Here is a 477-nt window from a genome sequence, read left to right as displayed (position 1 = left end):
ACTGTCCGGGTCGCTCTCGTCGCCGCGCTGGCGATGTGGTGGGCCAGGATCAGCAGGGTGTGTTCGTCGGCGCCGGTGGTGAACACCCAGGCTCGGAGCGGGAGTTCATCGGTCAGCCGGAAGGCGTGGCGAGCGGCGGTGGCGAGGTGCTCGGCGAGGTGCGCGGCGTCGGTTGTGACGACCTCGACCGTCGGCCGGGCGGCGTCGCCGTGCAGCACCTGCTGGCGTGGGGTGCCGTCGGTCTCGGGGAAGACGGTGCGCAGGGTTTCGTGCCGGTCGGCGAGGTCGTGGATGGCCTCGTGTAGTGCGGTGGTGTCGAGTTGGCCGGTGAGCCGGAGGGCCATCGGCACGTTGTAGGTGGGGCTGGGTCCTTCGAGTTGGTGGAGGAACCAGAGGCGGCGTTGGGCGTGGGAGAGGGGGATGTGGTCGGGTCGTTCCATCGGCAGGAGCGGGTTGCGTGCTCCGGTTGCGTGGTGG

General features: G+C 70.4%; 1 protein-coding gene. It reads right to left on the bottom strand.

The window, feature by feature from the left end:
* The coding region (locus IF67_RS40075) for a condensation domain-containing protein (protein ID WP_234341652.1) at window positions 1-440 on the bottom strand (440 nt) is incomplete at its 3' end.
* Between the last annotated feature and the right edge of the window lie 37 nt (window positions 441-477).

The organism is Streptomyces sp. NRRL S-1813, assembly GCF_000719605.1.
Classification (GTDB): Bacteria; Actinomycetota; Actinomycetes; order Streptomycetales; family Streptomycetaceae; genus Streptomyces; species Streptomyces decoyicus.
This window is presented reverse-complemented; position numbering and strand designations above follow the sequence as displayed.